Origin of the sequence: Sulfurospirillum cavolei, assembly GCF_001548055.1 — a bacterium.
In the GTDB taxonomy this organism is placed as follows: Bacteria; Campylobacterota; Campylobacteria; order Campylobacterales; family Sulfurospirillaceae; genus Sulfurospirillum.
Map to the genome: position 1 here is coordinate 649046 of NZ_AP014724.1, position 24858 is coordinate 673903.

25 protein-coding genes and 2 pseudogenes are annotated in these 24858 nt (G+C 45.3%); 17 read left to right on the plus strand and 10 right to left on the minus strand.

Annotation, left to right across the window (positions count from 1 at the left end; translation table 11 throughout):
* Positions 1-15: 15 nt before the first annotated feature.
* Positions 16-2268, minus strand: a complete 2253-nt coding sequence (locus tag UCH003_RS03365) for a TonB-dependent receptor (RefSeq protein WP_060825428.1) — start codon at positions 2266-2268, stop codon at positions 16-18.
* A gap of 349 nt (positions 2269-2617) precedes the next feature.
* Here UCH003_RS03365 and UCH003_RS03370 point away from each other — a divergent pair, with 349 nt between their 5' ends.
* The 5 genes and pseudogenes from UCH003_RS03370 to UCH003_RS14025 all read left to right on the plus strand — a co-directional run.
* Entirely contained in the window at positions 2618-3973 is a 1356-nt protein-coding gene (locus UCH003_RS03370; protein ID WP_060825429.1) for a TolC family protein, read from the plus strand.
* Positions 3970-5160: an efflux RND transporter periplasmic adaptor subunit gene (locus tag UCH003_RS03375; protein WP_060825430.1), complete on the plus strand. Its 1191-nt coding sequence runs from the start codon at positions 3970-3972 to the stop codon at positions 5158-5160. Before UCH003_RS03370 ends, UCH003_RS03375 begins: the two co-directional genes overlap by 4 nt.
* On the plus strand, positions 5160-5870 hold the full coding sequence (locus tag UCH003_RS03380) for an ABC transporter ATP-binding protein (protein ID WP_039674168.1): 711 nt from the start codon (positions 5160-5162) through the stop codon (positions 5868-5870). The genes UCH003_RS03375 and UCH003_RS03380 overlap by 1 nt, the downstream gene beginning before the upstream one ends.
* Positions 5871-5935: 65 nt before the next feature.
* Positions 5936-6586: pseudogene (locus UCH003_RS14020) on the plus strand (ABC transporter permease); the annotation flags it as partial.
* 138 nt (positions 6587-6724) lie between these two features.
* Positions 6725-7087 (plus strand): annotated as a pseudogene (locus UCH003_RS14025) (ABC transporter permease); the annotation flags it as partial.
* 24 nt (positions 7088-7111) lie between these two features.
* Here UCH003_RS14025 and UCH003_RS03390 read toward each other — a convergent pair.
* Together UCH003_RS03390 and UCH003_RS03395 are read right to left on the minus strand one after the other, a co-directional pair.
* Positions 7112-7741 carry a LysE family translocator gene (locus tag UCH003_RS03390; protein ID WP_060825432.1) on the minus strand — a complete coding sequence of 210 codons (630 nt, stop codon included), beginning with the start codon at positions 7739-7741 and terminating at the stop codon, positions 7112-7114.
* Between the two features lie 45 nt (positions 7742-7786).
* A complete protein-coding gene (locus tag UCH003_RS03395) occupies positions 7787-8599 on the minus strand; it encodes a helix-turn-helix transcriptional regulator (protein ID WP_060825433.1) in 813 nt (270 codons plus the stop codon).
* Between the two features lie 46 nt (positions 8600-8645).
* Here UCH003_RS03395 and UCH003_RS03400 point away from each other — a divergent pair, with 46 nt between their 5' ends.
* Positions 8646-9320, plus strand: a complete 675-nt coding sequence (locus UCH003_RS03400; RefSeq protein WP_060825434.1) for a tetratricopeptide repeat protein — start codon at positions 8646-8648, stop codon at positions 9318-9320.
* Positions 9321-9410: 90 nt separating this feature from the next.
* Positions 9411-10553 carry a hypothetical protein gene (locus tag UCH003_RS03405; RefSeq protein ID WP_060825435.1) on the plus strand — a complete coding sequence of 381 codons (1143 nt, stop codon included), beginning with the start codon at positions 9411-9413 and terminating at the stop codon, positions 10551-10553.
* Between the two features lie 24 nt (positions 10554-10577).
* On the opposite strand, the gene UCH003_RS03410 is transcribed toward UCH003_RS03405, so the two are convergent.
* The 5 genes from UCH003_RS03410 to UCH003_RS03430 all read right to left on the minus strand — a co-directional run bounded on the left by UCH003_RS03410 (position 10578) and on the right by UCH003_RS03430 (position 15272).
* Positions 10578-11753 carry a GGDEF domain-containing protein gene (locus tag UCH003_RS03410; protein ID WP_060825436.1) on the minus strand — a complete coding sequence of 392 codons (1176 nt, stop codon included), beginning with the start codon at positions 11751-11753 and terminating at the stop codon, positions 10578-10580.
* Positions 11754-11989: 236 nt separating this feature from the next.
* Positions 11990-13120: a cytochrome d ubiquinol oxidase subunit II gene (locus UCH003_RS03415; protein WP_060825437.1), complete on the minus strand. Its 1131-nt coding sequence runs from the start codon at positions 13118-13120 to the stop codon at positions 11990-11992.
* On the minus strand, positions 13120-14649 hold the full coding sequence (locus UCH003_RS03420; RefSeq protein WP_060825438.1) for a cytochrome ubiquinol oxidase subunit I: 1530 nt from the start codon (positions 14647-14649) through the stop codon (positions 13120-13122). The genes UCH003_RS03415 and UCH003_RS03420 overlap by 1 nt, the downstream gene beginning before the upstream one ends.
* Positions 14646-14861 (minus strand): DUF4492 domain-containing protein, encoded by a 216-nt coding sequence (locus UCH003_RS03425; protein WP_060825439.1) that lies wholly within the window; start codon positions 14859-14861, stop codon positions 14646-14648. Before UCH003_RS03425 ends, UCH003_RS03420 begins: the two co-directional genes overlap by 4 nt.
* A gap of 18 nt (positions 14862-14879) precedes the next feature.
* Positions 14880-15272: a DUF6858 family protein gene (locus UCH003_RS03430; protein WP_060825440.1), complete on the minus strand. Its 393-nt coding sequence runs from the start codon at positions 15270-15272 to the stop codon at positions 14880-14882.
* Positions 15273-15896: 624 nt separating this feature from the next.
* On the opposite strand from UCH003_RS03430, the gene UCH003_RS03435 reads away from it, so the two are divergent.
* Positions 15897-16739 (plus strand): mechanosensitive ion channel family protein, encoded by an 843-nt coding sequence (locus UCH003_RS03435; RefSeq protein WP_060825441.1) that lies wholly within the window; start codon positions 15897-15899, stop codon positions 16737-16739.
* Positions 16720-16947 carry a DUF2798 domain-containing protein gene (locus tag UCH003_RS03440; protein WP_060825442.1) on the plus strand — a complete coding sequence of 76 codons (228 nt, stop codon included), beginning with the start codon at positions 16720-16722 and terminating at the stop codon, positions 16945-16947. Before UCH003_RS03435 ends, UCH003_RS03440 begins: the two co-directional genes overlap by 20 nt.
* Positions 16948-16983: 36 nt before the next feature.
* Here the strand turns inward: UCH003_RS03440 and UCH003_RS03445 are convergent, their stop codons facing one another.
* The gene (locus tag UCH003_RS03445; RefSeq protein WP_060825443.1) at positions 16984-17775 is read right to left on the minus strand and encodes an RMD1 family protein; all 792 of its coding nucleotides are present in this window, start codon (positions 17773-17775) and stop codon (positions 16984-16986) included.
* Positions 17776-17898: 123 nt separating this feature from the next.
* Between UCH003_RS03445 and proC the strand changes: the two genes are divergently transcribed.
* On the plus strand, positions 17899-18645 hold the full coding sequence (gene proC, locus UCH003_RS03450) for a pyrroline-5-carboxylate reductase (RefSeq protein WP_060825444.1): 747 nt from the start codon (positions 17899-17901) through the stop codon (positions 18643-18645).
* 30 nt (positions 18646-18675) lie between these two features.
* On the opposite strand, the gene UCH003_RS03455 is transcribed toward proC, so the two are convergent.
* Positions 18676-19593 (minus strand): D-alanyl-D-alanine carboxypeptidase family protein, encoded by a 918-nt coding sequence (locus UCH003_RS03455; protein WP_041962419.1) that lies wholly within the window; start codon positions 19591-19593, stop codon positions 18676-18678.
* Positions 19594-19869: 276 nt separating this feature from the next.
* Here UCH003_RS03455 and UCH003_RS03460 point away from each other — a divergent pair, with 276 nt between their 5' ends.
* The 7 genes from UCH003_RS03460 to modB (UCH003_RS03490) are packed head-to-tail and all read left to right on the plus strand — an operon-like array spanning position 19870 to position 24750.
* Positions 19870-20649: a TOBE domain-containing protein gene (locus UCH003_RS03460; protein WP_060825445.1), complete on the plus strand. Its 780-nt coding sequence runs from the start codon at positions 19870-19872 to the stop codon at positions 20647-20649.
* 20 nt (positions 20650-20669) lie between these two features.
* Positions 20670-21419, plus strand: coding sequence for a molybdate ABC transporter substrate-binding protein (gene modA, locus UCH003_RS03465; protein ID WP_060825446.1), 750 nt, complete (start codon positions 20670-20672; stop codon positions 21417-21419).
* Positions 21412-21813 carry a TOBE domain-containing protein gene (locus UCH003_RS03470; protein ID WP_060825447.1) on the plus strand — a complete coding sequence of 134 codons (402 nt, stop codon included), beginning with the start codon at positions 21412-21414 and terminating at the stop codon, positions 21811-21813. The genes modA (UCH003_RS03465) and UCH003_RS03470 overlap by 8 nt, the downstream gene beginning before the upstream one ends.
* Positions 21806-22504: a molybdate ABC transporter permease subunit gene (modB, locus tag UCH003_RS03475; RefSeq protein ID WP_060825448.1), complete on the plus strand. Its 699-nt coding sequence runs from the start codon at positions 21806-21808 to the stop codon at positions 22502-22504. The genes UCH003_RS03470 and modB (UCH003_RS03475) overlap by 8 nt, the downstream gene beginning before the upstream one ends.
* Positions 22501-23355: an ABC transporter ATP-binding protein gene (locus UCH003_RS03480; protein ID WP_039674136.1), complete on the plus strand. Its 855-nt coding sequence runs from the start codon at positions 22501-22503 to the stop codon at positions 23353-23355. The genes modB (UCH003_RS03475) and UCH003_RS03480 overlap by 4 nt, the downstream gene beginning before the upstream one ends.
* 11 nt (positions 23356-23366) lie before the next feature.
* On the plus strand, positions 23367-24083 hold the full coding sequence (gene modA / locus UCH003_RS03485) for a molybdate ABC transporter substrate-binding protein (RefSeq protein WP_060825449.1): 717 nt from the start codon (positions 23367-23369) through the stop codon (positions 24081-24083).
* A 4-nt stretch (positions 24084-24087) separates the two neighbouring features.
* A complete protein-coding gene (gene modB / locus UCH003_RS03490; protein ID WP_231964805.1) occupies positions 24088-24750 on the plus strand; it encodes a molybdate ABC transporter permease subunit in 663 nt (220 codons plus the stop codon).
* Positions 24751-24858: the final 108 nt, after the last annotated feature.

The window sequence follows — 24858 nt, forward strand, 5'->3', positions numbered from 1 at the left end:
CAAAGTGAACGCGTTTTAGAATTTAAGCGTAACGCTTACGTAAGCACCGAAAGGCGCACCTGTTAAGTAAGAAGTGGTTACACCGTCGGCAGAAAGAGCATTGTCCGGGGTAATAATGGACGCAATGTATTCTCTGTCCAAAAGATTGACCAGATTTAACTGTACGTTACCCTCTTTAAACCCTTGTATTTTAGGTAATTTGTAATCGACGTTGAAATCGACCGTCGTAAAAGAGGGAATCTCTTCCGTATGATCGACCGTTCCGTATCTGCTTGCCGTGTAGCGAACGATCGGCGTAAATTTCCAACTTCCGATTTTATACGTCATTGAACCTTTAAGTCCGTGCATCGGAGCGTCGGGAACTTGATTGTTTTTAATAGACGTCGTAGCGGTTGCCGTTGTTTGGAACTCGTCGGTATAGTAGTAACGATTGTAAAACGCACTTGCCAAGAAGTCGAAATGTTCGCTCAATGCACCGCTAATCGCAAACTCGGCACCGTAGCTGGCAGCATCGATGCTATTGGTCGGGTATTTGACGCCGTATTGCGTGTCGTAAACGGTGGCTTGTTTACCGGAAACTTTGGTATAAAAAAGATTCGGTGCCAAGACGATGTCGCCTACTTTATACTTAAGCCCGATGTCGAAGTTATCCGAGATCTCTAACTCTTGTTTATCCCATAATTGTTGAAGCGTAACGTGTTTCCCGACATACGTCGCGCGTCCGGAGATATACGAAGGGAAGAGGTTTACGTCGTATCCGTAGCTTCTGCCGTAATCAAAATAGATTTCGGTATTGGGTGTGAGTTTATAGCCTAAATACGCACTCGGTAGCCATTCGGTAAAATTTTTTGAAGCAACGCTCGACCACGGATCAAGCGGAATTTGTCCTAAAGCGGTATCGTAATCGGAGCTGATCGTCGAACCGGTTGCATTGGCACTATGGCTGTTGATTTTTGCCAAGGTGAAGTCAAGGTAACGCAACCCGAAAGCGTAACTAAAGTCGTTAATATCGCCGCTTAGTTGTACAAACGGTGAGCTAAATTCGTGAGAAGACTCTTCAGCTAGCATTCCCCAGCCGTTGTATTTGAGTGCTCCCGTTGATGTTACGCCGTAGACTCTACGACTCGTCGGCGGTCCTGGTAAGTCTTGTTTCCCGTACCAGTAACCGATTTTCATCGCCATCTCTTCGATAATCGGTATTTCGTACGCTAAAACCGCTCCGTAACGTTCGTGATCGATCAGCCATTGCGTAACGGGTGAGGTTGTAGGGCTTGTCGGAGTATTGGTAAACCAATATTCGCCTTTATCTTTTGAATAATACGGTTTGAAGCTTAAAACAGAGTCGTTGGCAAAGCGGTATTCGAAGTTGGCGGTTACGACATCATCGGTGAAAGATTGTCGGTTCCAATCGTAATAGTTCGCATTTTTCGTTGTCGGATATGCGGTATTCCAATCTTTTTTAGAGTACATGTCAAGATTTTTTGCTTCAGCGTAAGAAAGACTATAGTAGTTATGGTGATCGTCTTCGCTATGAACGAAAAAGAGCTCGCTTTTGAAATTGTCGTTCGGCGTATAGGTCATACCCAACATAACATTGGTTCGATCCAGATCGCCTTCGCCTTTCCATTTGTCGCCCGTGGTTTTAGAAACCGATCCAAAAGCCGATACGTCACCCATTTGACCCGTATCGAAACGTAAGAAGGTGCGTAAAGCGTTATCCGAACCCACCGTTTGGGAGACCGTCGTTTCCATCTCTTTTTTCGGTCGCTCGACGATCATATCGACTTTTCCGATGAGGTTTGAAAAACCAAGACTTTTATCGGCGGGCATGTAGCCTTTGTACAAATCGATCCATGCGATATTTTCCAGATCGAACATCGTTTTCCCGCCGCCAGGATTTCCGCTGATCGGAAGCGATTCTAACATGTAAACGCCGCCGGGACCCGATTGGCTTTTACCGCGGATACGTAAAGGATCATGGAACGATGTCTCGTTCGATCCGAAGACTTCTGCCGGTTGATAATCGACCGAGGGCGACATTCCGACGACTTTAAGTGCGGACATACCGATCGGTCCGCTGTAAAGCTCGATGGCGTCTTTATTGTAACCCTGAGAATTGATGTTCTCTTTACTCTGCGTTTCAAATGCCGTAGCACTTCCCGTTTTTCCCGTCGCGACGACTTCTCCTAGCGTGTACGAATCTTCTCCGTGAAGTGTACATGCGGCGACAAGACTTAGCACGAATGCTGCTTGTACCTGTTTTTTCATTACACAGAACCCCCAATTTATGTATTTTTATATATAACGCATAACAATCGAATTATGGTTGATCGCCTCTTTTGATCTTACGCACGTCAAGGGTGAATATTTAAAAGTCAATACCCGAGACACTCAGAAAAGAAGGTTTATTTTAATCTATATTAATAATAATATAACGATATGGTAAAGTTCCTTTCGTTAAGATGTCCTTAAACCTGTAAACGTACATACGATCAATGCCTGATAATGCAAGAAAGATTCCGTGCCTGATAGATGCGGTAAAATCGCTTCGTAAACAATGCATTAACATTTCAATGGCTATAATTACGTAAATTGAATTCGTGTATGGGATGTGCCGATGCGTTTATATGGATGGGGATTCATACTTGTCGTAAGCTTAGCGTATGCAAGCGATAACGATCCTTTTGAAACTCACAAATTACTTCCGCCTTCTTCCGTGCTTTCGTGTGAAAATGTCGATACCAAGCGGACGTTATCCCTTGAAGACGTCGTCAATCTAGCGTTGTGTCGCAATCCGCAAACGCAAATTGCATGGCAGTCGCTTTTGTACCAAGCGGCACTTGTCGGACAAGCCAAAGCCTCGTTTTTACCGACGATCGATGCGACGGGTTCGAGTGCTCAAACCGAAAGTTCCGAAAAATACTCTTCGGGTCGCGTGGATAAAGCGGCGTTGGAACTTTCGTATTTACTGTACGACTTTGGAAAACGCGATGCTAACGAGCAAAGCGCAAGGCAGCTTTTAAATGCCACCGCCGCCTCAAACGACGGTACCGTTCAGGCGGTTTTTTTAGAAGCGTTGCAGGCCTATTATTCGCTTTTTGGCTCTAAAGCTTCTTTGGACGCGGCCGTTGAAGCGGAACGTTATGCCAAAGAGAGTTTGAGTGCCTCCGAAGTTCGACTTCGCGTCGGAACGGCAACCCAAGCGGATATGTTGCAGGCAAAAACGGCGTATTCGCAAGCGGTATTGACGCGCATTAAAGCCGAAGGTAACCTTCGAAGCGCTCAGGGAACATTGGCATCGGTTTTAGGGTTCGCTCCCGATACGAGCGTCGCGTTGTTTGAACCCTCTATGAATCCTCCGACGCACGATTTTGAGAAAAACGTCCATGCTATGATGGACGAAGCACAAATAAAACACCCCGATCTTTTAGCCGCCGAGGCAACGATTAAAGCCAAGGAAGCCGACGTTAAAGCCGCTAAAGCCGACGGGAAGCCTTATTTTTCACTCAGCTCTTCGATCGGACGTACCGATTCAAAAATCAGCGATCAAGATTCACGCGTATCGACGATCGGTTTGTACGTTACGATTCCTATTTTTACGGGATACGCTACCAAATATAAAGTCCAAGCCGCGAAAGAGCAATTGCTTTTGAGTAAAGCGCAATACGAAAAAACACGCCAAGACGTTGCTTTGAACGTTTATCAAACGTATCAAACGCTTGTAAGCGAGACGCAAACGATTCAAGCAAGTCAAGATACGCTCATCAGTGCCGAAGCCTCGCACAACGTCGCGTTAGGGCGTTACAAAGCGGGCGTGGGCTCTATTTTGGATCTTTTGAGTGCTCAAAGTGCGCTTGCCAACGCCAAGCAAGAGTACATTCAGGCTTTGTACAATTGGTATATCGAAAAAGCAACGCTTGCCAAAGCGATCGGCGTCTTAAATTTGTCAGCGATTAAAGGAGAAAACGAATGAAAAAATACCTCTGGAACCGATGGACGTTTTTTCTCCTTCTCATCGGAGTAACGATCGGTGCTTACATGTGGTGGCAACGCTTTCACGATATTCCCGTAGAAGCGAAATACAAGTTTCAAACGATTACGCAAGGCGATTTAACGCAAACGGTCTCTGCCAACGGCACGCTTAACCCTTTGGTTCTCGTTACGGTAGGATCGCAAGTCTCGGGGAAAATCATTCGTTTATATGCCGATTTCAACGATCGCGTTAAAGAGGGACAAGTCCTTGCCGAATTGGATCCGGCACTGTTTGAGGCGCAATTGGCGCAAAGCGATGCGAATTTAAAAAGTGCACAAGCTTCCTTGGAACTTGCCGATGCCAACTTGAAACGCATGCGTGAATTGTTTGCGCAGGCATATATCTCCAAACAAGAACTCGATGGCTCGATTCAAGCGCAAAAGGCCGCACGTGCCGCCGTGGATTTAGCCGCGGCACAACGCCAAAAAGATGCGACGAATTTGGCTTATACCGTGATCAAATCGCCGGTTTCGGGTGTTGTTATCGACCGTCAAATCGATGTCGGACAGACCGTCGCGGCAAGCTTACAAGCTCCGACGCTTTTTAAAATTGCCCAAGATTTAAGGCAAATGCAAATCGACTCCAGCTTTGCCGAAGCGGACATCGGACGGATTAAAGAAGGTCAAAGCGTCAATTTTTCGGTCGATGCTTTTCCCGATCGCATTTTTCAAGGTACGGTCAAGCAAGTACGCCTCAATGCGACGACAACCTCTAACGTCGTTACCTACGATGTCGTCGTGACCGTTGAAAATCCCGAAGAAATTTTAGCACCCGGTATGACGGCATACGTCAACGTCGTATTGGCGCAACGTCAAAATGCTCTTTTGGTTCCCAATGCGGCGTTACGCTATAAGCCGACGAGCCTTAAACCCAAACCGATCGGCACGGATGCTAAAGGAACGGCTTTAACGCAACATAAAGATAAAAAAGAGAAAAAGACTTCGACGGTGTACATGTTAGAAAACGGTTTACCGAAGCCTATCGAGGTTAAAGTCGGTATTACGGACAATCGTTTGAGCGAGATTATTAGCGATGAGCTTCACGCAGGCGATCAAATTATCGTGGAAGAGGTCAAAGACGCTTCGGCGAAAAAGGTCGCAACACCGCCGATGGGAAGGCCGTTTTAATGGCTGAAGTCATTCGTATCGAAGCGTTAACGAAAAATTATCATACCGATGCGGGCGAAGTTTGCGTGCTAAAAGGTGTCGATATTACGATTCAAAGCGGCGAATTTGTGGCGATTATGGGACCTTCCGGTTCGGGAAAATCGACGTTTATGAATATTTTGGGATGCTTGGATAAGGCAACGTCTGGAAACTATTTTCTTAACGAAACGGATACGACGACCTTGGATAAAGATGCACTTGCGTCGCTTCGCAATCATGTCATCGGTTTTGTGTTTCAAGGCTTTAACCTCTTAGCACGTAAAAATTTGATCGATAACGTCGCTTTGCCTTTAGTGTATGCCGGTATTGGTGCTAAAGAGCGCAAAGTACGCGCGCTTGAAGTGCTCAAAAGCGTAGGGCTCGAAGCGTACGCGACCTATCTTCCCAATCAGATTTCAGGCGGTCAACAGCAACGCGTCGCCATTGCACGTGCACTGATCAATCGTCCGAAATTGATTTTAGCGGATGAGCCGACGGGAAATCTGGATACGAAAACCAGTCAAGAGATTATGGATCTATTTTGCAAACTCAACGATCAAGAAAAAATTACGATCGTTTTGGTTACACACGAACCGGACATTGCCGCGTATTCCAAGCGTTTGGTCAATTTTGTCGACGGACGCATTCAACACGACGGATTGACCGAACATTTTCAAGCGAGTCTCGTATGATTTTTATGATGTTGCAAGAGGCATGGAGTGCGATGAGTGCTAACCGTTTACGGACGTTTTTGACGATGCTCGGTATGGTCATCGGCGTAGGGGCGGTTATTTTGATGTCTTCCATTGGAGCCGGAACGCAGGCAAAAGTCAAAGAGTCGATCGCGTCGATGGGAAGCAACTTGTTTATCGTTTTAGCGGGTTCGATGACATCCGGAGGCGTTCGTATCGGAAGCGGCGGGGTTCAAACCTTGAAGATGAACGACGCAAGCGCGATCGAAGAGCTCTCTAGCATTAAAGCCGCCGCTCCGGTCGTTCCGGGTACGGCGCAGCTGGTGTATCAGTCTTCCAACTGGAATACGCAAGTCTCCGGAACGACGCCGGCGTTTTTCGAGGTACGAGACTGGCCGAGCGAAGAGGGAAGCGTTTTCTCCGACTCGGACGTTAGAAGTGCGACGCGTGTCGCGGTACTCGGTAAAACCGTTGCGACCAATCTGTTCGGTGACGAAAGTCCCGTCGGAAAAACGATTCGTATCAAAAACAGTCCGTATATCGTTTTGGGCGTGCTTGCCTCCAAAGGGCAGAGTTTGGACGGGCGCGACCAAGACGATACGGTCATGGTTCCGATTACGACGGCGCAAACCAAGTTATTCGGAAGTCAGTTTAAAGGCGTCGTGCGTTTTATTATGGTAGAAGCGGTTTCGGAGAGTGTGATGGATAAAGCCGAAGAGGAGATGCAAGTCTTGTTGCGCGAAAATCATAAATTGCGACCTAACGCCGAGGACGATTTTACGATTCGCAACTTGACCGCACTCGCCAATACCGCGGCGGAGACGACCAAAGCGATGTCGTTGATGTTGGCGGCGATCGCTTCGATTTCGTTGTTGGTCGGCGGTATCGGCATTATGAACATTATGCTGGTTTCCGTGACGGAGCGAACGCGCGAGATCGGTATTCGTATCGCAATCGGTGCCAAACAACGCAATATTTTGCTTCAATTTTTGCTTGAAGCCTTGATGATCTCTATTATCGGGTGTTTGATCGGCGTGTGCGTCGGAATCGGCGGAGCGTACGGGGTGGGTGCCTTTTTCCCTATCAGCGTCGTGATTACGCAAAGCTCGATCGTCATCTCCTTTTTGGTGGCAACGTGCGTGGGCGTCTTTTTCGGATTTTATCCCGCACGAAAAGCCGCCAATTTAGAGCCGATCGAGGCGTTGCGCTATCAATAGCGGTTTGCAAATCTACAAAAATATTTATCCTATCGTGAAAGCAACGAAATCTCGGTAAAGGTGCCAAACGCTAAAAGCGATTAGCACCGCTCCGATGATTTTTTGCAAAGTATGCAGGTACGCAAAGAAGCGAGACTGCTTGGCATGAGCAAACAACACCGCAACGCTCATGTCCCACGCCAATAACATTGCCGTCATCCATACCGCGTAAAAAATCTTGACATGTAAAGACGTTTCGGGTTTGATAATCGTAAAAAGCAACGAGAAATAAAAGAGAATATTTTTGGGATTGAGCAGTGCCGACAACACTCCTTGGACAAAAAGTTTGAAAGCTATTGTGACGTTGGGGCGCGTTTTACGATCGAGTGCGGGTGCGGGCGCGAACAGTAAGAGACATCCAAGATAGCCTAAAAAAATCGCACCGCCCGTTTCGACGAAGCGAAGCAGTGTCGGGTACGTGCTTAAAAATTCGTGCCCGATATAGGCAAGTGCGATGTAAAACGCATTGCCGGAGGCAATCCCCAAGCAACTCCACCACGCTTTGCGATACCCGTGCGCTAAAGCGTGTTTGACGATGAGAAAAAAGTCTTGCCCCGGACTGAGAAGCGCTAAAAAGTAAAGAGAGGTCAGGGTGAAAAATTGCGGTTCGAACATAAGGTTCCTTTTTTACATGTAAGTATAAAAAAAACCCGTCAAATATTATTGTACGAAATTGACCTGATACTCTTTGGGCGTCAGTGCGGTACGGCGTTTGAAAAAGCGGTGAAAATGGCTTTGATCGCTAAAGCCGCAGTATTGCGCGCACATCGCGATCGAAACGCCTTTTTGCAACAACTCTTTGGCGTGTTCGATACGTTGATCGAGTCCGTAGTGTTTGGGCGTACAAGCGTAAGAGGCTTTGAAACGACGCAATAGAACAAAAGGGTTGTATCCGAAACGTTGCGCAAGGCTTGCAAGGCTTAAAGGTTCGTCAATGCGACTTTCTAAAAAATGGGCAATTTCACGCATGGAAGAGGGTGTCTTTTGCGGCGAATCAGGTTCGCTGTAAATCCATAAAAACTCTTTAAGCCATCCTTCGAGCGCACGCACATGAAGTGCCGAATAGCTCTTTAGGAGCGAAGCTATCAGATGTTCAAACGTTTCGCATAAGCGTTGATGAAACACTAAGGGTGTGCGAAGCGGAAGCAGGGTTTGGGTTGGGCCGAAAAGTTCGGATTGGATTTTGAGGCAAAATGTGGCGTCGAAATAGACCATCACGTAGCTACGTCGGGTGTGCTCTAGCGGATTGCACGCATGTTGCGTATGCGGTTCGATCAGTGCAAGGGCTCCTTTTTGCAGTAAAAACGCTCCTTGCGGAAGCCTAAAGCGGGTTTTCCCTTCTAACATGTAGCCGATCGAGAGGCTTGAGTGAGCGTGGGATTCGTAGGCTCGGTCGCTTTGAAGCGTTTGGCGTATTTGGAAAAAAGGTGCTTTTGCATAATGCACGGTGAGGGTTTGGGTAGGATTATTCATAAAAGTATTGTAATATAATAATCCAAATGAAGGCAAGGAGAAGAGGATGAAATCATGGATAGCGATGTGCTTTTTAGCTTCCGCACTGTTTGCTTTAGACTTCAACCGAGAGAGTTATTTTCAAAACCTGTGCGACCAAAACGACGCGAAAGCTTGCTTGGCGTTAGGCGCGATGTACCATGTGGGCGACGGCGTCCATCAAAATTTCCCCAAAGCAAGAGAGCTTTACACCAAAGCATGCCAGCTTGAACTTGCCGAAGGGTGTACGCACCTTGCTTACATGTACGAAAACGGCCATGCCGGAATTCATCCCGCTAAAGCACTCGATCTGTACGCGAAAGCCTGCGAAATGGGCGACATGAGCGCATGCGCGAGCGCGGCGAAATTGTACGAAAACGGTGTCGGTACCGACGAAAATATGCAAAAAGCCGTGGACTATTACGACAAAGCCTGCGAAGCCGCCGATGCGAAAAGTTGCGCGCATTTGGGTACCTTGTACGAACAAGACGGCAACGACGCGTATGCGGTTTTGTATTATCAAAAAGCGTGCGACGCAAACGACGCATCGACATGTACTAATCTTGGGATGATGTATTTAAGCGGAAAAGGCATCAACGTCAATGAAAAAAAAGCGTACCAACTGTTTCAACAAGCATGCAGTTTAGGTGACGAAGCGGGGTGCAAAAATTATGAGAGCATGAAAAACGCCCAATGGTATTAATCGCTAAAAAGACGTATGCCGCTACAATTGAGGCTCATTAACTTTTTCGATCGGTCGATATTAAAAAAAAGATTTTCTAAAGGAGTATTTGTGAGTCTCACGATTTCCTCTTCTCTCTCACAAACGGAAACATACAAAACTCCTAGAGTAAAGCTCAGTATGCGAGAATTGGAAGCACTCAAAAAACTACCGACCGAAATATCAACCGAAGGCGAAATTTACGCTTCGGTAGCATTTTCTTCCCACAAACTTTCTCTTGCCGAGCTCAAAAATGAACAACTGGTCGTCGATACATCAAAACTGACGTACGTGAGCTATTCCGACAGTAAGAAAAACGAACCTAACCGTACCGTAGTGATCCGCGATCCCGAAAACAAAAATGCGTATATGACGCTTGAACTTTCAAAAGCCAATGTCGAAAGATTGAAAGAAAAATTTGACGGAGAGAACAACTTTTTCGAGCGCAGTGAGGGCGTTTTACGCCTCAATGGAGAAGCGGAAGCATTTGTCGCAGGATGGTTGCACAATATCGCGATAGATCGTAATTATGCTGCGTCCGATACCGACGGAAACGGGTTGATCGAAAAGGATGAAGCTAAAACGTTGACGATTGGATTTGAACGCCAGACGAACTACGATTATATCGGCAAAAAATTGGTGAAGATCTCACTTGGATCGGGAGCTCATTATCGTGCTTTAGATTTGACACCTGACGCTCATAGTCTTTTTGTAGATACCGAGGCAAGCGAGCAACAAAACGGAAAAAGTAGTGCCGCTTCTGCCCAATACGTCGCGTTTGAAAACAGTATTGAAAAAGAGTTGGAACATACGCTTATGATGGATACGAACCTTGACGGGAAAGTGACGTTGGAAGAAGGATTGCTTGATAAATTCGGACAAAATTATCGCAAAAACGTTTTGCGCGATATGAACAAATTTCATCAAGATTTGTTAGAAAAGTATGCGGATTTGAACGATGATACCAAGCTACAAAATTACGATTTCGGGCTTTATAAAACGATTTCTCGCGAGGATGAAGAAACATTACGTGCACAGATGCGCCAAGATTCCTTAAAAATAAGCACGGAGTCTTTACTCGACGCTACGCGTAACAATACTCAAACGATCTCTGATATGTTCGAACAACTTCAAAAGCAAACTTCCGAAAATCCCTATGCATTCAAGCCTGAAGGGTACGGTTTTCCTTTTGATCTTGCCGATTTTCGCGGTTGAGCGTTCAGCGTAATAATGCCTCGCTTAAGGGTTAAAAACACGGTGATCCTTGTGTTTATCGGCGTACATGCGCTCGTCGGCAAGGCGGATGAGGGCTTCGACGTCATTGGCGTCGATCGGGTATAATGCCGCTCCGACGCTGGTGCTGCTTGTGATTTCGACGGCGTTGATCGTGTAGACTTTTTTCAAAAGGGCTTTAAGCGTGAGCATCGTCTCTTCAAGCACCGTATAGCTATGGCACTCTCTCAGAACGACGATAAACTCGTCGCCTCCCAAACGTCCCAAGCACGCAGATTTCGGTAACGTAGGTTGCATCGTTTGAACAAAACCGATCAAGAGTTCGTCGCCGAACGCGTGTCCGTACGTATCGTTGATCTCTTTAAAATAATTCATATCGAGCAAAATAATACCGAACGTGCGACGCTCTTTTCGTAAAGCATCGATGAAGTTTTCGATGTAGCGTCGATTCCATACGCCGGTGAGGTGGTCGTGGTATGCGAGGTATTCGATGCGTTTTTTGGCTTCGGCGGATGCAAGAATTTCGTCTTTGAGTTTTTCGTTTAAGACGATAACGCGTACGGCGGTTTTAGCGTTAACGAGTGCTTTGAGAAATAAAACCCCTTCGCACAGCATAAAAATGGCCGCCAAGATCGCAAAAAACGGGTCGTCGGTTTTGAAATATTCGCTGACTAACGTGGCTTCAAAGGGCAAAAGCACGCCTAAAAAATTGATGCAAAACTGCATGGGAATCAGGCTAAAACTTAAAAACCCGATATGCACGAAAGTCGACATCGCGATATACGAAAGCGTGTACGCCAATTTGGAAGATTCGGGCATTAAGGGAATAAACAGACCCCAAACCAATGCGATACCAAAGCTAATGCCCAAACGTTTCGCAATTAATATTCCGACGTTTTGAGGGGTTAACGTCAGAGCGTGTACGTGTTGTTCATAGCGAAACAGCACGATGCCGAGTGTGCTAAGTGCCAGCGACCAGAGCGTAATTAAGGTCCATGAAACCTTAAAAAAGTCGAGTAAAACGACGCCGATAATAAGGCCGAGAAAAAGCGATAAAAGGCTGATCTTGGTATGGCTGAAATAGATTTTGGCGCGTTCAAGATTGATGCGATCGTTTAAATCATTTGAGTCGATTTCCGACCGAGGCGCACCGAAAAAAATAAGAGAATGGAGGATGCTCATGAGCATCGTATTAAAAAATAAGGATTCATAGGTCGGATAGTAGCACGTGAATGCTTGATGTAAGATATGGTTTAAAAAATAATCTCAAAAAAGTTGAAAGAAGCATCTAAGCGATGCTTCTTTATTGGCTATTTGAGGTGCTTCAAATTAAAACGAACAAAACGGTAAGCGGCAAAAATGACGATCGGCCATGCGATAAGCCATAGAATCGATGCAGTATAGTCCATACTTTCTCCTTAATAATGATGCGATGCCGAATCGGTCATTTCGGCTTCATCGATACGTTTTCGATCCATTGCGTACCATGCGTAAGCGATGTAAGATAAGACGAAAGGGATCAAAAGTGCGACGTAACTCATCGCAACGAGCGTATAAAAACTGCCGCTGGCGTTTTGGATCGTCAGTGAGCTTTGAAGCGACGAGAGCGAGGGATAAAATGCCGTTTGGTTCAATCCCGCGAGTAAGAAAACGGACGTAACGGCAAGAACGATACCCGTTCCCATAAGCTTAATCGCTTGCCGATGCGCTTTGACGATTCCAAGATAGAGTGCAACGAGTACGAAGCTAATGCCGAGTACGAGCATCAAAGCGACAAGCGGCATTGCAAGAAGATTGTCGCAATATTTGAAAGCGATGATATATACGACGCCGTTATCGTCGTAGCCGTAGCCGTCTTTGAGAAAAATCCACGCTAAAAACCCGAGAAAGAAAGGCAAAAAGAAAAGCGTATTGCGTAAAAGCATCGATTGGATTCTTACATGTAAGGTTTGAGATGCGATATTGCTCAAAAAGTAAAGTCCGGCACACAATCTTGCTAAAAAGAAAAGGGTAAACGCCAAAAGATAATTTTGCGGTACGAACAGGGCTTCAAGACCCCGAAACGAGCCTTCCCATCGGACGAAGAAATTTTCGTCGAGACGAAATGCTGCCCCGCTAAAAAGCGTGCTTAACGCAACGCCTATGAGTATCACGCCGAGCGAACCGTTGAGGTATAAAAATGCCTCGTAGGTTTTTTGCCCTAAAAAATTATGGGGCTTTTTGCGGTATTCGTAACTGACGGCTTGGACGATGAAACAAAACAAAATCGCAAGCCAAACCCAGTAGGCGCCTCCGAAACTCGTGGCGTAAAACAGCGGAAATGCTGCAAAAATCGCACCGCCGAAAAGAACGAGCGTCGTAAAGCCCAGCTCCCATTTACGTCCTAAAGAGTTGACGAGCATGCTCTTTTCGGTTTCGTTTTGCGGAAGGCTAAACAACAAGGTTTGACCGCCTTGAATAAAGAGTAAAAAGGCAAAAATGCCGCCTAAGAGACTAAGAATCATCCACCATAATTGTTGGAGGTGGATATACGAGAGCGTTTCAAACATCAGTGACCTCCGTTGGGACCGAGAGCGATTTGCTTCAGCATAATTTTAATTTCGGCAATCAGCAACGCCGTAAACAAAAGTGCAAATAAGCTAAACGAAAGCGCGATATTTCCGCTTCCTAAATGCGTCGCGGCAATGTGCGTGGGCATCAGATCTTGAATCGCCCACGGTTGCCTGCCGACTTCGGCGACGATCCAACCCGCCTCGGCGGCAATATAGCCTAAAGGGATGCTCCAAAGAGCGGCGTAAAGAAGCGGTTTTTTGGTTTGAACGTCGCGTTTGAGCGTCAAGAAAAGCGTTAATGCAAAAAGGACGATAAACCACATGCCAAGAGAAACCATGATGTGAAAACTGTAAAACGAAAGGGCGATCGGCGGTACGATTTGTTCGGGTTTCTCAAAATACCCGTAACCGAAATCTTTCATATGCGCTTGTAAAATCGCTTCGTGCGTCTTCATCGCGTCCGTATCGTTTTGTGCTTTGGCGGTTCTAAAATCGCTTAAAGCTTTAAGCGCGATCTTTCCGCTATCGATGCGTTCTTGAGCCGAAGGCAATCCGTGCGCCGCATTGCCGTAGACCAAATCTTCCAATCCGGCAACGAAAGCATCGACGTTTCGATGTCCGAGTAACGATAACATGTAAGGCAGTTCGATATCGCCTAAAAATTCGTGTGCGTCGTCGCCGAGACGTTTGTCGGGATTTAAAATACCAAACGCGATAATCCCCGCACGCGACTCTCCTTGATACAATCCTTCCATTGCCGCCAGTTTGACCGGTTGGTGTTGTGCGACTTGGTACGCACTCTCATCTCCGCTAATCGTTAAAAAAAGAGAGGTTAAAAGTCCAAAAGACGCGCCTACGACCAAAGAGCGTTTGGCAAAAAGCACGTCGCGGTTTTTGAGTAAAAACCATGCCGAAATTCCGATAACGAAAAGCGCGCCGATGACGTAACCGCTAGCAACGGTATGTAAAAATTTGGCGATAGCGACGGGAGAAAAAATGACGTCAAAAAAGTTTGCCATCTCGTTACGCGCGGCGGCGGGATTAAAATGCATACCGATAGGATACTGCATCCAGCCGTTGGCGACTAATATCCAAAAGGCCGAAAGATTGGAGCCTACGGCGACGAGCCAGGTCGAAAGAAGGTGAAATTTGGGACTGACTTTATTCCAGCCGAAAAACATCACGGCAAAAAAGGTTGACTCCATGAAAAACGCCAAAATGCCCTCGATCGCTAAAGGCGCGCCGAAAATATCGCCGACGAACCATGCATAATTTGCCCAGTTCGTACCGAACTCAAATTCCATAATCAATCCCGTCGCGACGCCGATGGCAAAGTTGATAGCAAAAAGACCCATCCAAAATTGCGTGATCTTTTTCCACGCACTCTCTTTTGTGGTAACGTAAATCGTCTCCATAATCGCGATGATAAAACTCAATCCCAAGGTTAAAGGAACAAATAAAAAATGGTAAATTGCCGTCAGCGCAAACTGCGCACGACTCCAATCTACCGAAGTAAGCTCGTTCATTTTCTCTCCTTCGTAAGATTTTCTAAAACAAAATCACTCCGCTCCTCGTCGTTAGAAAAGCGCGTGTGCAAGGTCGTGTGAAAGAACAAGAGTTTAAACACGACCGCCATAATCAACAATTTGACGAAGAGAATTTTCCAAAGCGTTTTGCCGAGGGTTAAATGCGCAAAACCCTCTTTATAGAAGTCAAACAAAGCAAATAAAAGGTGCATGGATTTCTCCTAAAGCTCTCAGGCAACGTTGATCAGCGATTTGACCCAAGCCTCCATCGTTGCGTGCATTTGTTCTTTGGGAGCTTCAAGAAAATCGAGAATAAAACGCTCTTTCGTTTCGCAAATGCCGATGGAACGCGGGCGAACCGCTAGAATTTTAGAGTTTGGAATCGCTTGTCCAAAGCAAAAAACAAGATTTCTAGCATCAAGAATTTCCGGAGCGATTTCTCCCTCAAGGCTTTTGGTATGCTCGTAATTATTAAAAACGGCAATAAATTTTGCAATCGGATGGGCTTCGACTTTCGCTTTTAACGCCTCCAAAATAGCCTCGATCGTATCGTATTGACACTCGCTCTTTTCGATACTCAAACTAAAGATCGGGTATTTATCCATGTAAACGGTTTTGGTCATATTTTTTCCTTTTTATAGATTTATTTGATTAGAATAATAATTTATTTTAATTAATAAAAACTAGACGATTTGACTCTAGAAAGAAATATTCAGATATTTTTTATCCTTTTACATATGTTCATTTCATTTCGAAAAAAACGTTAAGAGAGAGTATGCTATGCTTTGGGTAGTGAAATAAACCTCTTCACCCTAAAATTTGAAAGATGACGGAAAAGATGTCAGAAAGATGTCGGATAAAAAGCACCGAAGGTGCGTGGGCACTCTGCCGAAGAGAACCCAGTGTTAACGTAGCTTTTAGAGCTTAGCTCTAAAGGCGTGTTAAAGATAAAAAAGCACCGAAGGTGCGTGGGCACTCTGCCGAAGAGAACCCAGTGTTAACGTAGCTTTTAGAGCTTAGCTCTAAAGGCGTGTTAAAGATAAAAAAGCACCGAAGGTGCGTGGGCACTCCGTCTTGGAGAACCCAGCGTTAGCGTAGCTTTTAGAGCTTAGCTCTAAAGGCGTGTTAAAGATAAAAAAGCACCGAAGGTGCGTGGGCACTCCGTCTTGGAGAACTCAGCGTTAGCGTAGCTTTTGGAGCTTTGCTTCAAACGCGTGTCAAAAGATAATAAACTGAAGGAGAACGAAGTGGAACACGAACTTAAAAGCCTTCAAAAAGTCTACGGCGTCGTGATCGAATTTTTGACGCAGTACAGTTTCCAGCTTATCGGTGCGCTGATCGTCGTCGTGATCGGATGGTTCGGCGCAAAATACGTTTACGCGCTTTTGATGCGTTTGTTTGCGAAATATCGCTTGGATATGACCTTGGCGCGCTTTTTAGCGAACGTCGCCAAAGTATTGGTTTTAACGGCGATGATCGTGGTTGCCTTAGGTAAAGTCGGTATCTCGATCGCACCTTTCGTTGCGGCAATCGGCGCAGCTTCGCTCACGGCCGGATTGGCGTTGCAAGGAAGCGTTTCTAATTATGCCGCGGGTGTTTTGCTGATCGTTTCGCGCCCGTTTAAAGTCGGCGATACGCTCTTGGTTGCAGGCGTTTACGGCGTGGTGGAGGAGATTAAGCTCTCGTATACGATGCTTCGTAACGAAGACGAAGAGCTCATCAGCGTTCCTAATAAAAAGATGATCGGCGATATTTTGGTTAATTCGTTTGAGGAACGAGTTGTTGAGAGTCGATTGTTTCTGACATACGAAAGCGATCCGCTTAAAGCGATTGCATTGATCCAAACGACGCTCAATGCTTGTCCCGACGTTTCACAAACGCATCCACCCTTGGTCGGCATCGCGCAGTTGGCGCAAGGTGCGATTGAAATCGGGCTTCGCTATTGGGTTCCGACGAAGCGTTATTTTAAAACGCAATACGACGTTAATTTGGCGATTTATCAAGCGTTGCGACACGAAGGCATTGCCGTTTCTTACCCGAAACACGAAATTCAAATCGTAGGAGGTACGTTTGATCCCCAAAAAGTATGAGTTTATTACCTTTGCTTTTTTGATGTCTTTTTTTATGACCCTTTTGATGTCGTTTGTGATCACGTTGATTAACGTCGGTTTGATCGACGGTTTTGGGATGAAATGGTTTCAGGCGTTTTGGAGAGCGTATGTTGTAGCTTTTCCTGCCGTTTTAACGGTTGTCCCGATTGTTCGAAAAATCGTGAATAAGGTTGTAGCGAAGCATTAGGCGACTTGCTTGTTTGCGAAGAACAAAAGTCGTCTATCAGGCTTTGAAGAATTCGATCAGGCCCATAACGATTTCAAAACCGATCAGTACGATAATAATCCACTCTAAAACTTCGCTATGCCTATGGTTAATCAGATCGAGTGCCATGGAAATATCGTCTTTGAGATGCGAAAGTTTGTGTTCGACGATTTCAAAGCGATCTTTCAGTTCCAAAATCGACGAAAGGCGGTTGTAAAGTTTTTCGGCTTCCGCGTTGTCCCATAAAATGTTGGGTTTGTCGAGTAAAAACAAGTCGCTCACCATTGCGTGTTGGATGGCACTTAAGGTGCGTGCAAAAACAATGATTTTGGAACGGCGAAAAAGTGAGTAGTGTTGCGTCAAATCCAATAAACGTTGACTCTCTTCAAAATGAAGGCTCAAATCTTGTTCGTATTTTTCGAGTCCGACGCTTTGCGAAACGATCAAGGCAATGATCACGAGATAAAGCGTTAAGGGTTCTTTTAAGACGATGCGTTCGTTATAAACGTTGCACGCGCTGGAGAGCGACGCATCGATTTCGATAGGGTAATCTTGATAAAGATAGTGCCGCTCAAACGCGGGTGCATTTTCAACGCCGAGCTTTTCTAAAGCTTTAACGATCGAATCTTTGTTCCAATTGATAAACGTGATGACGTTAAAGCGCGTGTACACAAGATAGGTCTCTTTATATTCGGTGTAAAACGCCTGTTCGATGCCTTTTTTCATCGAACAGGCCAAACGCATTTCAATTTCGTCTTTGCGGTAAGGCTTGGGAAGGTAAATCGAAACAAGCGGAAGCGTTTGCGCCATCGTACGATCCTTGCATAGAGTAAACATAGTATAACGCTTTTTGGTTTCACAAGGGTTACGGCAGACTCAAAAGCGGACTTAACGAAATTTGCGTTATAATTTTTTCAAAAACGAGGATAAGGAATGAAACTACTGTTAATCGGTGCCGGAAATATGGGCGGAGCGATGCTTCAAAGCTTACATGTCAAAGATATTACGGTCGTAGAACAAAACGAAAAACGCGCGCACGTTTTAAAAGAGATGTTTCCGAACGTAACGATTGTGAACGAAACGCCTTCGCTAGAGAACTATGTCGTTATTTTAGCGATCAAACCCCAGTCGTTTCCCGCTTTACGAACGCAAGGCGTTGCACAAGGCGTTATCTCGATTATGGCGGGTGTAAGCTTAGCGCAACTTAAAGAAGGAATTCAAGCTCAACATTACGTACGCGCTATGCCGAATATGGCGGCATCGGTGCGTAAATCCGTCACCTCTTTATGCGGCGACGAAGCGTTAAAGCCGATCGCTTTGGAAGTCTTGGAAACGATCGGCAGTTGTTTTTGGCTTGGAAGCGAAAAAGAGCTTGACGTAGCGATGGGGCTTGGAGGCTGTGCGCCGGCTTGGATTGCCTTGGTTGCCGAAGCGTTAAGCGACGGCGCGGTCAATTTGGGACTTAAACGGGAATTGACGTTTCCGATGATCGCCGCATTATTTGAGGGAATCGGCGAAGTTTTAAAAAGTGAACACCCCGCACTGTTGAAAGATAAAGTCATGTCGCCGGCGGGTACGACGGTTGCCGGATATATGAAATTGGAAGAGGGCAAAGTGCGCGACAGTTTTATCAAAGCGATGGATGCCGCGTACGAAAGAGCAAAAGATTTGAGCCGTTAAGCTCGATTTATTTGGCGTTAAAAAGCTCGCTTAGGCGAGCTTTTGAGCCTTTTTTTTTGCCGAAGACGCCTTCTTTGTCGCCTTCTTCGGCGTTACGACCGCTTTTTTTGCAACGGGTTTGTCCTCGGTAATATCGGGTAGTACGTCTTCAAAAATGGTTTTAATATCGTTCCAACGGTGTTCGGAATTGAGCATGACGACCAGAATATCTTTGTTATCTTTTTTGGCACGTGCAATGAGACACGGTCCTGCTTTTTGCGTGTATCCCGTTTTGATTCCGACTGCGTATTTGTAGTTATTGAGCAATTTATTGTGCGTGTACGCCGCATAACTGCGTTTGGTATTGAGTGCCCTAAAATCATGGCGTTTGAGTTTTGCCATATCGTTGAACTGGCTGTTTTTGATTGCGTATTCGCTGAGTGCCAATAAATCTTGTGCGGTCGAGTAGTGGTTGCCGATGTCAAAACCGCACGGATTGGTAAAATTGGTATTTTTCATACCGATTTTTTTAGCTTTTTGGTTCATTTGTTTGACAAAATTGTCCACGTCGCCGTCGCCTAAATAGACGCCGATCGACATTGCCGCATCGTTAGCGGACATAACCATGGCCGCCTTGACAAGGTCTCGTAAATAAAATTTTTCGCCGACGCGTAAGTTGGCTTTGGTAGGTTCGACTTGAATCATCTCGCGCGTAATCGTCACGACGTCGTTCATACGTCCGCTTTCGATCGCCAACATCGCCGTCATGATTTTCGTCAAGCTTGCGGGTTGGTTGATTTTTTGTTCGTCTTTGGCAAAAATAAGTTGTTTATTGTTCAAATCTTTTGCAATAATCGCATCGGTATTTTTTTTAATACGATCGGCTGTCTCTTTGTCTAAATAGGCTGCATTCAAACCGGTAACTAAAAGGGTTGTTCCGCAAAAAAGCGTCAATAACGGTCGGATCATGGGACTCTTTTCAAAAAAATTTTTTTCATTTTAATCAAAAAACCTTAAGTCTTTCTTTTTGAAACGGCTAAAATAGCCGATTTGCTCAAATTGCGTCGTTTTAGAAAAACATCGACGCGTCTTTACGATCGTCAAAGCATTGGAGTGGGCAAAAATTCATCATAAAATCGTTATATCTTTTAAGGTAATAACGTTATAATGCCTCGATATTTAACCGTTTTAAGGTTAATTCGATCCATCGTTATATACTACAACTACATAAGGATAGAGGACGTTATGGAAAACTTCGGTACGGGACTTTTAAGCTTTGATAAACCGGCACTCCTTGAAAAGCGGATTCGGCTTTTAGAGGCGATCGCAACGACAGGATCGATCAGCAGTGCCGCTAAAAGCGTCGGTCTTAGTTACAAAGCGGCTTGGGAAGCCGTCGACACGATGAACAACCTCTCGGATCATCCTTTGGTCGTACGCGTAACGGGAGGAAGCGGCGGCGGCGGAACGACGCTGACTTCTTTTGGGCAAGAGGTCGTTGCCAACTACGCCGTTTTAAAAAAAGAGTATGAGAGGTTTTTAAATCGGCTTTCTGATGTGGGTAATTTTGAAAAAGGTTTTCTTAAACACATACAAAGGATAGCCATGCAAATCAGTGCACGAAATCAGTTAATGGGAAAAGTCGGCGACATTAAGCTGGCAAAAGTGAATGCGGAAGTTAGCATCGTTCTTAAAAGCGGCGTGATTTTAGTTTCGACCATTACGCATAGCGCGGTGGAAGAGATGGGATTAAATATCGGCGACGAGGTTGTCGGTATTATCAAAGCCTCTTCGGTATTGATTTCAAATCAAATCGAACTTGCGACCAGTGCGCGCAATAAACTTTTAGGTATGGTCACCGACGTCAAACTCGGCGAAGTCAATGCCCAAGTGAGCGTCGACATCGGGCAAAACGACGTGATCGTCGCTACCATCACGACCGAGTCGGTAAAAAGCCTTGCTCTTTGCGTCGGCTCACGGGTATGTGCCATCATTAAATCCAGCAGTATCTTAATCGGAAAATAAAATTATTCTAAGGAGTCTACATGTTAAAGTTTTTTCTTTCAAGCGTTCTTCTTTCCGTCTCCCTTCTTGCGGGAGAAATCAGCGTTGCCGTTGCGGCGAATCTGAGCGATGCGATTGAGGTTTTAAAAACGGAGTTTGCCAAAACCAACCCTAACACTAAGGTCAATACGATTTTAGGGGCAAGCGGAAAATTTACGACGCAAATTAAAAGCGGTGCACCGTTCGATCTTTTCTTAAGTGCAGATATGAAATTCCCCGAAAATCTTTATGCGGAACAATTTGCGATCACCAAGCCGGTCGTTTACGCCAGCGGTGCTTTAGCGATGGTGAGTACGAAAGGGTTGGATCTGAGCCGAGGAATGGCGGTTTTAAACGATCCGAAAGTCGAAAAAGTCGCTATTGCCAATCCCACGACCGCACCGTACGGAACGGCGAGCATTGAAGCATTTAAAAATGCCAAGGTGTTTGAAAAAACCGAACCCAAATTGGTTTACGGCGATAGCATTTCTCAAGCATTACAATTTTCGATTACCGCGGCTGACGTAGGATTTGTCAATGCATCGGCATTTTACAGCGATAAAATGAAAAATTATAAAGAGGGCAAAGAGTGGGTGATGGTCGATGCCAAACTTTATACGCCGATTGCACAAGGTATCGTCGTCTTGAAACAAGCCGAGCATAACGCGGAAGCCAAAGCGTTTTACGATTTTATTTTGAGTGCTCCCGCCAAAAAAATCTTCAAAAGCTACGGATATTTGGTGAATGAATAAGCTACCGGCACGTATCAGTCAAATCGAAGAAGCGCAAAATCTTCATATCGTGCATTTTGAGGGGGAAAATTACTCCCTCAAAATGATGGGATTGGAGCTACCAAAAAATGTACATGTAGGTTCGAACGTTATCTTAGGCGTCAAACCTTCCCACGTTGCTATCGCCAAAAATCTTTCGGGAGAATTGAGCTACTCCAATCAAATTTACGCAACGGTTCATCGTATCGAAGAAGGAACGCTTTTGTGTAACGTCGAGCTACATGTCGGTTCATCTGTGATGCAAAGCCTCATGACGATGGCATCGTGCAAACGCATGCGTTTACAGGTGGGCGATGAAGTCGTCTTATTGATGAAGGCGAGCGAAGTCTTTATCACGGAGGTTCTCGATGTTTGAAAAAATAACGGCATTGGAATTGACCCCATTTTTCATTTCATTCAAGCTTGCGAGCATCACAACGGTTATCCTCTTGATTATTTCATTGTTTTTAGCATGGAAATTATCGCAGACTCGGTCACGTTATAAGCCTATTTTTGAAGCAATAACCGCTCTGCCTATTGTTTTGCCTCCTTCTGTTTTAGGTTTTTATATTCTGTTCACTCTTTCGTTTCACTCTCCTATCGGTCAATTTTTTAGAGACGTGTTCGGTATAAAATTAGTTTTTAATTTTACGGGTTTGGTTGTAGCAAGTTGTTTTTATTCTCTCCCTTTTATGGTACAACCTTTACAAAGCGGCTTTGAAGCTCTACCGAAAAATATGCTCGAAGCTTCTTATATCGCCGGTAAAAGCAAGCTCTCTACACTCTTTCGCGTCGCGCTGCCCAATATTAAACCTTCTATGCTTACCGCCGTCGTCATTACGTTTGCTCATACGGTCGGCGAATTCGGCGTTGTGTTAATGGTGGGCGGGAGTATTCCGAGTGAAACCAAAGTCGCATCGGTTGCCATTTACGAGATGGTGGAGATTATGGATTACCAAGGTGCGCATATCTATAGCGGTATTATGGTGTTCATTAGTTTTTGCGTTTTGTTATTGGTCTATATCTTTAACCGTAAACAGAACAGCCATTTCGGTGGTCTATCATGATCGAAATCAGCATCGAAAAAGAGCTTTTAGGCTCTTTAGGAAAGATGGATCTTTGCATCGACCTTCGTATTGATCGGCAAAGCTTTGTCGCTTTGTCGGGTCAAAGCGGTAGCGGTAAAACGACATTGCTTCGTATTATCGCGGGATTGGAAAAAGCCAAAGGTCGTATTTGCGTCGACGGGGAGGTTTGGCTCGATCAAAACGTTTACCGTGCGCCGCAAAAACGCGGGATCGGTTTTGTTTTTCAAGACTATGCGCTTTTCCCGAATATGAGTGTTTTGGAAAACCTGCTTTTCGTTAAAAAAGACAAAGCTTTAGCAGAGCAACTTCTTGAAATGACGGAGCTAAGCGAACTGGCGCATCGAAAACCGGCAACGCTTTCTGGCGGACAAAAACAGCGCGTGAGTTTGTGTCGCGCGATGATGAACCGACCGAAGCTTTTATTGATGGACGAACCGCTCTCGGCACTCGATCCTTCGATGCGAACCAAGCTTCAGCATGAAATACTCAGTTTACACAAAGCGTTTGAAACGACGACGATCATGGTCAGTCACGATCCAAGCGAGATGTATAAGCTTAGCTCTCGCGTCGTCGTTCTCTCACAAGGAAAAATCGTTCAAGACGGCGATGCTAAAAGCGTGTTGCTGCGTACGCAAGGCAGTCAAAAATTTTCGTTTGAGGGCGAGCTTTTAGACATCGTGAAAGTCGACGTGATTTATGTCGCGATCGTTGCAATCGGTCAACAAATCGTTGAAGTCGTATTGGACGAGGGCGAGGCGCAAAATTTGCGTGCGGGAGATATCGTCAATATCGGTACGAAAGCATTTGCACCGATTTTACATAAGAAATAAGGAGCTCTAAGATGAAGAGATGGTACGTTGGCTTGCTCGCAAGCGCATTATTGTCGGTTTGTTCGTATGCCGATGCGCTAAAAATCGCCGCGGGTGCAGGGTATAAAAAACCCGTCCAAGAAGTCCTCAAACTCTACGAAGCGAAATATCCGAAAGTCGAAGCGATTTACGGCAATATGGCGCAAATTTTTGCCCAAGCCAAACAGATGGATATTGCCGTCGTGATTGCCGATAAAAAGTTTTTGGAAAAGCAAAAAGAGTTAACGTTCGTCGAGTATCAAACGATCGGAGAAGGCAAAGCGGTCATCGCATACGCTAAGGGAGTGCATCTTGAAAAAGCAGAGGACATTGCCGATGCTTCGATTAAGAGTGTAGGAATGCCCGAAGCGAAAAAAGCGATTTACGGCGATGCGGGTATCGAGTTTTTAGAGAATGCAAAATTGACGGACAAAGTCAAAGACAAACTCATCGTCGTCGCAACCGTTCCTCAAGTGAGTGCGTATGTCGGTTCGCACGAAGTGGATGCGGGTATTATGAATCTAACGGCCGCGCTGGATAGTTTTGATAAAATCGGCGGTTACGTCAAAATTCCGGAACACTACTACGGTAAAATCGAGATCGTCGCCGGTAGTTTAAAAGCATGCGAAAACGATGCTACATGTCGTCAGTTTAAAGCTTTTTTGAAAACACCCGAAGCCAAAGCCGTATTTGAAAAATATGGACTTTGAGTGGATGCAGGTTTGGCACCCTTTGGTGCTAAGCCTCAAAACATTGGGATGTGTCGGACTACTTTTAGTGGTTTTAGGCATTCCTTTGGCGTATTTGCTCTCGAAAGAAGAACTCAAATACAAATGGTTCTTAGAAACGCTCGTGACCTTACCCTTGATTTTCCCTCCGATCGCAATCGGTTTTTTGCTTTTGCTTTTACTGGGAAAATACGGCTGGATCGGCACGTATTTGAACCAAATAGGCATTCGTTTTATTTTTGATTTTAAAGGGCTCGTGTTAGCGGGATTTGTTGCGGCACTCCCTTTGATGGTCAAACCGCTACAATCGGCGATAGAACTTTTCCCCAAAGCGATCAAAGAAGCCGCATACATGAGCGGAAAATCGCCGCTTTACACCTTATGTTTTATCGTCTTACCCTCTATTCGTAAAAGCCTGATCGCCGCACTGTTGATCGCTCTTGCCCGCGCTTTAGGCGAAGTCGGCATTACACTCATGTTGGGAGGTAATATCGTCGGTAAAACCGATACGATCTCGCTCGCGATCTACAATGCCGTTTTCGACGGAGATTATCCGCTTGCTTTAAGTTTGTGTACGATTTTGATCGTCGTCTCTTTAGCGGTATTTGCGGCATTGCATTTTTTAGAACGCCGCGATAAAGTGCTTTAACCCATCGGAACAAAGTTTTTTTACAAGTAACGGAAGCAATGGATTAAAGTTAGGCAATAGAAACTTTCGTTAAAATAAAAAAATGATTTTAATAGACAAAGGTTATAC

What these genes read in the sequence shown, in the direction of transcription:
- UCH003_RS03365 (WP_060825428.1), bottom strand. Translation starts at nt 2,268, where the DNA reads ATGAAAAAACAGGTACAAGCAGCATTCGTGCTAAGTCTTGTCGCCGCA.
- UCH003_RS03370 (WP_060825429.1), top strand. Translation starts at nt 2,618, where the DNA reads ATGCGTTTATATGGATGGGGATTCATACTTGTCGTAAGCTTAGCGTAT.
- UCH003_RS03375 (WP_060825430.1), top strand. Translation starts at nt 3,970, where the DNA reads ATGAAAAAATACCTCTGGAACCGATGGACGTTTTTTCTCCTTCTCATC.
- UCH003_RS03380 (WP_039674168.1), top strand. Translation starts at nt 5,160, where the DNA reads ATGGCTGAAGTCATTCGTATCGAAGCGTTAACGAAAAATTATCATACC.
- UCH003_RS03390 (WP_060825432.1), bottom strand. Translation starts at nt 7,741, where the DNA reads ATGTTCGAACCGCAATTTTTCACCCTGACCTCTCTTTACTTTTTAGCG.
- UCH003_RS03395 (WP_060825433.1), bottom strand. Translation starts at nt 8,599, where the DNA reads ATGAATAATCCTACCCAAACCCTCACCGTGCATTATGCAAAAGCACCT.
- UCH003_RS03400 (WP_060825434.1), top strand. Translation starts at nt 8,646, where the DNA reads ATGAAATCATGGATAGCGATGTGCTTTTTAGCTTCCGCACTGTTTGCT.
- UCH003_RS03410 (WP_060825436.1), bottom strand. Translation starts at nt 11,753, where the DNA reads ATGAGCATCCTCCATTCTCTTATTTTTTTCGGTGCGCCTCGGTCGGAA.
- UCH003_RS03415 (WP_060825437.1), bottom strand. Translation starts at nt 13,120, where the DNA reads ATGTTTGAAACGCTCTCGTATATCCACCTCCAACAATTATGGTGGATG.
- UCH003_RS03420 (WP_060825438.1), bottom strand. Translation starts at nt 14,649, where the DNA reads ATGAACGAGCTTACTTCGGTAGATTGGAGTCGTGCGCAGTTTGCGCTG.
- UCH003_RS03425 (WP_060825439.1), bottom strand. Translation starts at nt 14,861, where the DNA reads ATGCACCTTTTATTTGCTTTGTTTGACTTCTATAAAGAGGGTTTTGCG.
- UCH003_RS03430 (WP_060825440.1), bottom strand. Translation starts at nt 15,272, where the DNA reads ATGACCAAAACCGTTTACATGGATAAATACCCGATCTTTAGTTTGAGT.
- UCH003_RS03445 (WP_060825443.1), bottom strand. Translation starts at nt 17,775, where the DNA reads ATGGCGCAAACGCTTCCGCTTGTTTCGATTTACCTTCCCAAGCCTTAC.
- proC (WP_060825444.1), top strand. Translation starts at nt 17,899, where the DNA reads ATGAAACTACTGTTAATCGGTGCCGGAAATATGGGCGGAGCGATGCTT.
- UCH003_RS03455 (WP_041962419.1), bottom strand. Translation starts at nt 19,593, where the DNA reads ATGATCCGACCGTTATTGACGCTTTTTTGCGGAACAACCCTTTTAGTT.
- UCH003_RS03460 (WP_060825445.1), top strand. Translation starts at nt 19,870, where the DNA reads ATGGAAAACTTCGGTACGGGACTTTTAAGCTTTGATAAACCGGCACTC.
- modA (WP_060825446.1), top strand. Translation starts at nt 20,670, where the DNA reads ATGTTAAAGTTTTTTCTTTCAAGCGTTCTTCTTTCCGTCTCCCTTCTT.
- UCH003_RS03470 (WP_060825447.1), top strand. Translation starts at nt 21,412, where the DNA reads ATGAATAAGCTACCGGCACGTATCAGTCAAATCGAAGAAGCGCAAAAT.
- modB (WP_060825448.1), top strand. Translation starts at nt 21,806, where the DNA reads ATGTTTGAAAAAATAACGGCATTGGAATTGACCCCATTTTTCATTTCA.
- UCH003_RS03480 (WP_039674136.1), top strand. Translation starts at nt 22,501, where the DNA reads ATGATCGAAATCAGCATCGAAAAAGAGCTTTTAGGCTCTTTAGGAAAG.
- modA (WP_060825449.1), top strand. Translation starts at nt 23,367, where the DNA reads ATGAAGAGATGGTACGTTGGCTTGCTCGCAAGCGCATTATTGTCGGTT.
- modB (WP_231964805.1), top strand. Translation starts at nt 24,088, where the DNA reads ATGCAGGTTTGGCACCCTTTGGTGCTAAGCCTCAAAACATTGGGATGT.